Raw genomic sequence first — 6516 nt, 5'->3', positions numbered from 1 at the left:
CCCAGTAGGCAATATGAAGAGACAAAAAAATATGGATAAATTTGATTTGTTCACAACTTTATCCACAGCTTGTTGATAATTAAGAGAACAAACAAATCTATTCACATTCAAAAGTAATACCATCATAGCAAAACGCCCCTTATTTTTCAATGAGCAGGGCTATTTTATCCACAAATTCAATCACTTGTGTACAATTATTAGGAACACCACTACATATTGTTGATAATTTGTTTACGGTTCGACAGTTTACGTCAAAGCTTCGATAATTTTATACACAGGTTGTGCTCATTTGTGAGTAGTCGACTTTATTTTTTGATCACAGGTGGATAACTGTCATATCTTGTGGATTACTTTTTTTCTAATGGAAGTTGTGGATAAGCAGCTTGAATTAGAGGGAGGGGCTGGAGCCAGTAGTAGGTTGACTTTTGCGCATAAAATATGTTTAAATATATAAAGGTGTTTTCTGTAAGGATATGTCTTGATAATTAAATGATGATTCATGTAGATACTGTCCCTACTATAAGGACGGCTTAGACCGTTTCTGCTTATATGACAGTAATTAAGTTCCTGTAAGGGAGGTGCAATTATGAGACCGACATTTAGACCAAATGTGAGCAAACGCAAGAAGGTTCACGGTTTCCGTAAAAGAATGAGCACGAAAAACGGCCGTAAAGTGCTGGCAGCTCGCCGCTTGAAAGGCAGAAAAGTTTTGAGTGCGTAAGTTAGGCCACTAAGGGACCACTCCGGTGGTCTTTTTTTACTGCTTTTTATTATTCTAAAGAATTTAAATGTTACCGTTCTTATAAGGACGCCGAAGGCGGTTTATGCTTATTGCTCTGCAAACGACTAGGATCTCGCTTAATGCGCTAGCTACACTTTGCGGGGCTATTTATCGTATATACAGAATTATTTTGTGAGAAGTTGAGAATATTTTTCTTTCTATAATATAGAAGAGAAATTTCAGCGTTGTAGTCGCAGTCGTTTATGGCGACATCCAAATGACTATACTATTAGAAGAAAAAAATTCGGAAGGACACTTTTAACCGGATTTTTATGAAGGAGATTCCCGTGCACAAAAAGTTACGTTTACGAAACCGTGCCGACTTCAGTCGTGTATATCGCCATGGGAAGTCATTTGCGAATCATCAATTTGTAGTGTATTGGTTTAGCAAAAAAGAGGTAGAGCGATTTAGAGTAGGAATATCGGTCAGTAAGAAGGTTGGAAACGCGGTTGTCCGTAACCGTATGAGAAGATTGGTTAAGGAAATCGTTCGTCACCATGAATCTGAGATTGCAGGTGGACTCGATATAGTGTTTATTGTAAGAAAAGGAGCGCTTTCCATGGAATACAGTGAGCTCGAAAAAAGCGTGCTGCATGTACTGCGCAAAGCCAAGCTACTCAAGGCTTCCCGCAAATAAAGGACGCATAAGAGGCTTGTTTATTTGTATTCATAATTATGGTATGATTTACGGTGGAATGGAATGTTCAAGAGAGGGGTTTTGAAGTGTCTCTAATGAAGACTAGACGGGGAAAATGGTTTCTCCTCATCACAGTGATGGTGTTGTCGTTAGCTGTTCTGTCGGGATGCGCTCCGTCAACTGCTGTTACGCACACTACGGAGGATTTAAAGAATGGAGGCTTCTGGCAAAGTAATGTAGTGTATTATTTCGCCATTGCCTTGGACAAGTTTGCTGATTGGTTTAACGGAGAATATGGTTTAGCCGTACTTGTGATGGTTATTATTGTCCGCACGCTGATTCTTCCGCTTACGATTAAACAGGTGAAGAGCTCGCGAGCAATGCAAGCCATTCAACCGGAACTCCAAAAGATCCAGAAAAAATATAAAGACACACCTGAAAAGGTGCAGCAAGAAACGATGCGTTTGTTCCAAGAGAATAAGGTTAATCCAATGGCGGGTTGTTTACCGCTGATCGTACAAATGCCTATCTTTATCGCTCTCTACAACTCGATATACTATAACCCACATCTACGGGAGCACGACTTCTTATGGCTGCAGCTAGGTAAGCCCGATCATCTGTTTATCTTGCCAGTGCTAGCCGCATTAACAACATTTATACAAACTAGAATGATGACTAAAATGAACCCGATGCAACAACAAGGGCCAATGCAGTTCATGATGATGATTTATCCAGTTCTGATTTTCGTTATGTCCTACAACTTCCCAGCAGCATTGCCGCTATACTGGGTATACAGTAACATTTACACTATTGTTCAGAACTATTTCTTATATCGCAACAACGATAAACACAAATTGGCAATCGCAAGTGCTGTGAAAAGTACAGATGACTCAGCTGCTGTGAAGAGTAAAGGCGGCAGTAAAGCATCGAAGGGAGCCAAAAAGTCAAAATGAGCAAAGTCGTCGCAACAGGGAAAACCATTGAAGAAGCTGTAGAACGGGGACTTACCCAGCTTGGAGTTCAAAAGGACCGGGTAACGGTCAACGTACTTGAGCAGCCATCAAGAGGATTCCTGGGATTGATCGGTGCGAAAGGTGCCAAGGTTGAATTAACCTTGATAGCCGAAGCCGCACCGGCATCAGCGGCGAGTGCTCCGTCACTGCCTCAGCAGTCAACAAGAGAGAGCAAACAGGAGGCTAACGGCGGCGTGCCGCGCCAAGATTCCGGACAACCGGTGGAGGAAGCTTACCAAGAAGCCGTTCATTTCATTGTGGATGTCGCTAAGAGCATGGGGCTCGAAGTGGAAGTCGAAATCGTCCACACCAAGGAATCCACGATTCTGCAGATATCAGGTCCAGATTTGGGACTATTGATTGGTAGAAGAGGACAAACTCTCGATGCTCTGCAGTATTTGGCTAATATCGTAGCTAATCGTTACTCCGACAGTTTTATACGGCTTGTGCTAGATGCGGAGAACTTCCGTGAGCGGCGTAAAAAAACTCTCGAAGAGCTGGCTGATCGTTTAGCCGGTCGTGTCATTCGGACTCGTAAAGAGGTTGTATTGGAGCCGATGTCACCTCAGGAGCGGAAAATTATTCACTCCAGATTACAGGATCATCGGCAAGTGAATACCCTTAGTAAGGGCGAAGAGCCAAATCGCCGCGTCGTTATAACTTTGAAGTAAAGACTATATGGATGCAATGACTCCTTGACCAATGTAAGGGGTCATTGCTTTTTTAACAATATAAGACCGTTTCTGATCAAAAAATATAGGTTTTGGGGTGAAAAACAGCATGCTTAGTGACACCATTGCTGCCGTATCGACGGCATTAGGCGAGGGAGGAATTGCTATTATTCGGGTAAGTGGCCCGCAGGCTATTTCCCAAGTGGCGCCTTTGTTTCGTAGCCGAGTTCCGTTAACTGAAGCGGAATCGCATACCGTTCATTATGGGCATATCGTTAGTCCGGATAACGGAGAGAAGATGGAAGAAGTACTAGTAACCGTCATGAAGGGCCCACGTTCTTTTACGACCGAAGATGTAGTAGAGATCAGTGCTCATGGGGGTGTAATCTCTGTAAGAAGGGTGATGGATTTACTTCTTCAACAGGAGATAAGGTTAGCCGAGCCGGGTGAGTTCACCAAGCGTGCTTTCTTGGGCGGACGTATTGATTTATCACAGGCTGAAGCGGTTATTGATCTCATTCGCTCGAAGTCAGATCGCGCTTTTTCGGTGGCTTTAAAGCAGGTTAGCGGATCCTTGTCGGATCGAATTCATGCCTTGCGCCATACACTTATTGAGATGCTTGCGCATATCGAAGTGAATATAGATTATCCAGAGCATGATGTAGAATCCATGACAGCTGAATTTATTAAGGATAAAAGCAGTGAAGTGATGGAAGGAATCACAAAGTTACTCAAGACTTCTAATGAAGGAAAAATACTTCGTGAGGGTATAACGACAGCTATAGTCGGACGTCCCAATGTTGGTAAATCCTCATTATTAAACGCATTAGCACGTGATAACAAAGCGATTGTAACGGATATTCCCGGAACAACACGTGATGTTATTGAAGAGTATATAACGATAAACAACATTCCGCTTAAGCTGCTTGATACGGCAGGAATTCGTGAAACGATCGATGTAGTGGAGAAGATTGGTGTGGAACGCTCTAAGGCTGCAGTTAGCGATGCGGATTTGATTCTACTTGTGCTAAACGCTAATGAAGAGCTACATGAGGATGAATTGGCATTGATGGAACAAATCCACGGTAGACAATGCCTAGTAATCATGAATAAAATGGACTTACCGTCCAAACTGGATAAGGATAAGTTGCTCTCTTTCTTTGAAGAGTCCAACATCGTACCAATGTCCGTTCTGGAAGAGGAAGGTCTAGACAAACTTGAAGATGCCATTTCGACACTCTTTTTTGGTGGAAAGCTGGAATCGGGTGACTTGACATATGTGAGTAATGTGAGACATATAGCACTGCTTAAAAAAGCCTATAAATCACTACAGGATGCATACGATGCCGCGGAACAGTATATTCCGATTGATATGATTCAAATCGATGTACGGCTCGCATGGGAACAGCTCGGTGAGATTATTGGCGATACAGCAGCAGACTCGTTATTAGACCAAATATTCTCGCAATTTTGTTTAGGAAAATAGGTTTTACATTTTAATATAATAATTAGGGGGAAACAGGACATGAGTTATGATGGAGGTAGCTATGACGTAATCGTCATTGGCGCCGGTCATGCCGGTTGTGAGGCAGCTCTAGCGTCAGCACGGATGGGCTGCAGCACGTTGATGATCACAATTAACCTGGATATGGTTGCATTCATGCCCTGCAATCCGTCCATAGGCGGACCTGCCAAAGGACATGTAGTGCGTGAGATTGATGCGCTTGGCGGAGAAATGGGTCGCAATATAGATAAGACATTTATTCAACTTCGTATGCTGAATACGGGCAAGGGACCTGCTGTACATGCTTTACGTGCACAAGCGGATAAATTCCTTTACCAACATACAATGAAGGAAACGATGGAAAAAACGCCTAATTTGACACTTCGTCAAGGAATGGTTGAACGTTTAATCGTTGAGGACGGACGTTGTGCAGGTGTAGTTACGAAGACTGGAACCGAATACCATAGTAAGACAGTTATTCTGACTACAGGTACTTACCTGCGTGGTAAAGTGATCATGGGTGAACTGACATATGAGAGTGGACCTAACAATCAGCAGCCATCAGTGAAGCTATCCGAGAATTTGCGGGAGCTTGGTTTTGAATTGGTGCGTTTTAAAACCGGTACACCACCACGTGTACATCGTGATACGATCGATTTCTCGAAGACAGAAATTCAACCTGGCGACGAGGAGCCTAAATTCTTTTCGTTTGAAACGAAATCATCCGACAATGAACAGCTTCCTTGTTGGTTAACTTATACCTCTGAGGTTACTCATCAAATTATTAATGACAACCTACATCGTGCACCGATGTTTACGGGTATTATTGAAGGAACAGGTCCACGTTATTGCCCATCTATTGAAGATAAAGTTGTAAGATTTAGTGATAAATCTAAGCATCAGATCTTTTTAGAGCCAGAAGGAAAAAATACATCGGAATACTATGTACAAGGTCTGTCCACTAGTCTTCCTGAGGATGTTCAGCTAGCCATTCTGCGTTCCATCCCTGGTATGGAAAAGGTAGAAATGATGCGTAACGGTTATGCTATTGAATATGATGCAATGGTTCCTACACAGCTATGGCCATCTCTCGAAACTAAACGTTTACCAGGTCTTTTCACAGCTGGACAAATCAATGGTACTTCCGGTTATGAGGAAGCAGCAGGCCAAGGTGTGATGGCTGGAATAAATGCAGCGCGCAAGGTGCAAGAGAAAGAACCCGTAATTTTAGATCGTTCACAGGGATACATTGGTGTACTCATTGATGATCTTGTGACTAAGGGTACTAATGAACCTTACCGTTTGCTTACTTCACGTGCAGAATATCGGTTGTTGCTTCGCCATGACAATGCAGATCTAAGACTTACACCTATTGGTTACGATATTGGTTTGATCACAAAGGAACGATTTGATAACTTCACGGATAAGAAAGAACGGGTGGAGCGTGAAATTGTTCGTCTGCAAGAGACAAAGGTTAAACCTGTTGAGGTAAATCATGTACTAGCACAATATGAATCGGCACCTATTGTAGACGGCAGCAATTTGCTTGTTCTGATGCGTCGTCCAGAGCTTGTATATAGCTTCGTAGATAAAGTCTCTCCATCACCGGAGCTGCTGGATGCAGAAATGAAGGAACAAGTAGAAATCCAAATTAAATATGCCGGTTATATTGAAAAACAGCTTCAACATGTGGAGCGCCTGCAAAAGATGGAAAAGAAGAAAATTCCAGATGACATTAATTATAATGAGATCCATGGATTAGCGATGGAAGCACGGCAGAAGCTGACTAAGATCCGTCCGATCTCTATCGGGCAGGCTTCTCGGATTGCGGGAGTCACACCTGCTGACATCTCCATTCTTCTCGTATATCTGGAGCATTACAACCGGGTAACCGCGGCGAAAGGATAAT

At 42.8% G+C, this 6516-nt stretch carries 6 protein-coding genes; all 6 read left to right on the top strand.

Going from position 1 to position 6516, the window contains the following annotated elements:
* Window positions 1–586 precede the first annotated feature (586 nt).
* The 6 genes from rpmH (at window position 587) to mnmG (ending at window position 6515) form a co-directional block, all read left to right on the top strand.
* On the top strand, window positions 587–721 hold the full coding sequence (gene rpmH, locus R50345_RS29985; protein ID WP_039295761.1) for a 50S ribosomal protein L34: 135 nt from the start codon (window positions 587–589) through the stop codon (window positions 719–721).
* Window positions 722–1068: 347 nt separating this feature from the next.
* Window positions 1069–1419: a ribonuclease P protein component gene (gene rnpA, locus R50345_RS29980; RefSeq protein WP_042131735.1), complete on the top strand. Its 351-nt coding sequence runs from the start codon at window positions 1069–1071 to the stop codon at window positions 1417–1419.
* A gap of 86 nt (window positions 1420–1505) precedes the next feature.
* Complete coding sequence (locus tag R50345_RS29975) at window positions 1506–2372, top strand: YidC/Oxa1 family membrane protein insertase (RefSeq protein ID WP_042131734.1); 867 nt, start codon at window positions 1506–1508, stop codon at window positions 2370–2372.
* The gene (jag, locus tag R50345_RS29970) at window positions 2369–3103 is read left to right on the top strand and encodes an RNA-binding cell elongation regulator Jag/EloR (protein ID WP_042131733.1); all 735 of its coding nucleotides are present in this window, start codon (window positions 2369–2371) and stop codon (window positions 3101–3103) included. The genes R50345_RS29975 and jag overlap by 4 nt, the downstream gene beginning before the upstream one ends.
* 109 nt (window positions 3104–3212) lie before the next feature.
* The gene (gene mnmE / locus R50345_RS29965; protein WP_042131732.1) at window positions 3213–4589 is read left to right on the top strand and encodes a tRNA uridine-5-carboxymethylaminomethyl(34) synthesis GTPase MnmE; all 1377 of its coding nucleotides are present in this window, start codon (window positions 3213–3215) and stop codon (window positions 4587–4589) included.
* Between the two features lie 39 nt (window positions 4590–4628).
* Window positions 4629–6515 (top strand): tRNA uridine-5-carboxymethylaminomethyl(34) synthesis enzyme MnmG, encoded by a 1887-nt coding sequence (gene mnmG / locus R50345_RS29960; RefSeq protein WP_042131731.1) that lies wholly within the window; start codon window positions 4629–4631, stop codon window positions 6513–6515.
* Window position 6516 lies beyond the last annotated feature (1 nt).

It is taken from the genome of Paenibacillus sp. FSL R5-0345 (genome assembly GCF_000758585.1).
In the GTDB taxonomy this organism is placed as follows: domain Bacteria; phylum Bacillota; class Bacilli; order Paenibacillales; family Paenibacillaceae; genus Paenibacillus_AQ.
This window is presented reverse-complemented; position numbering and strand designations above follow the sequence as displayed.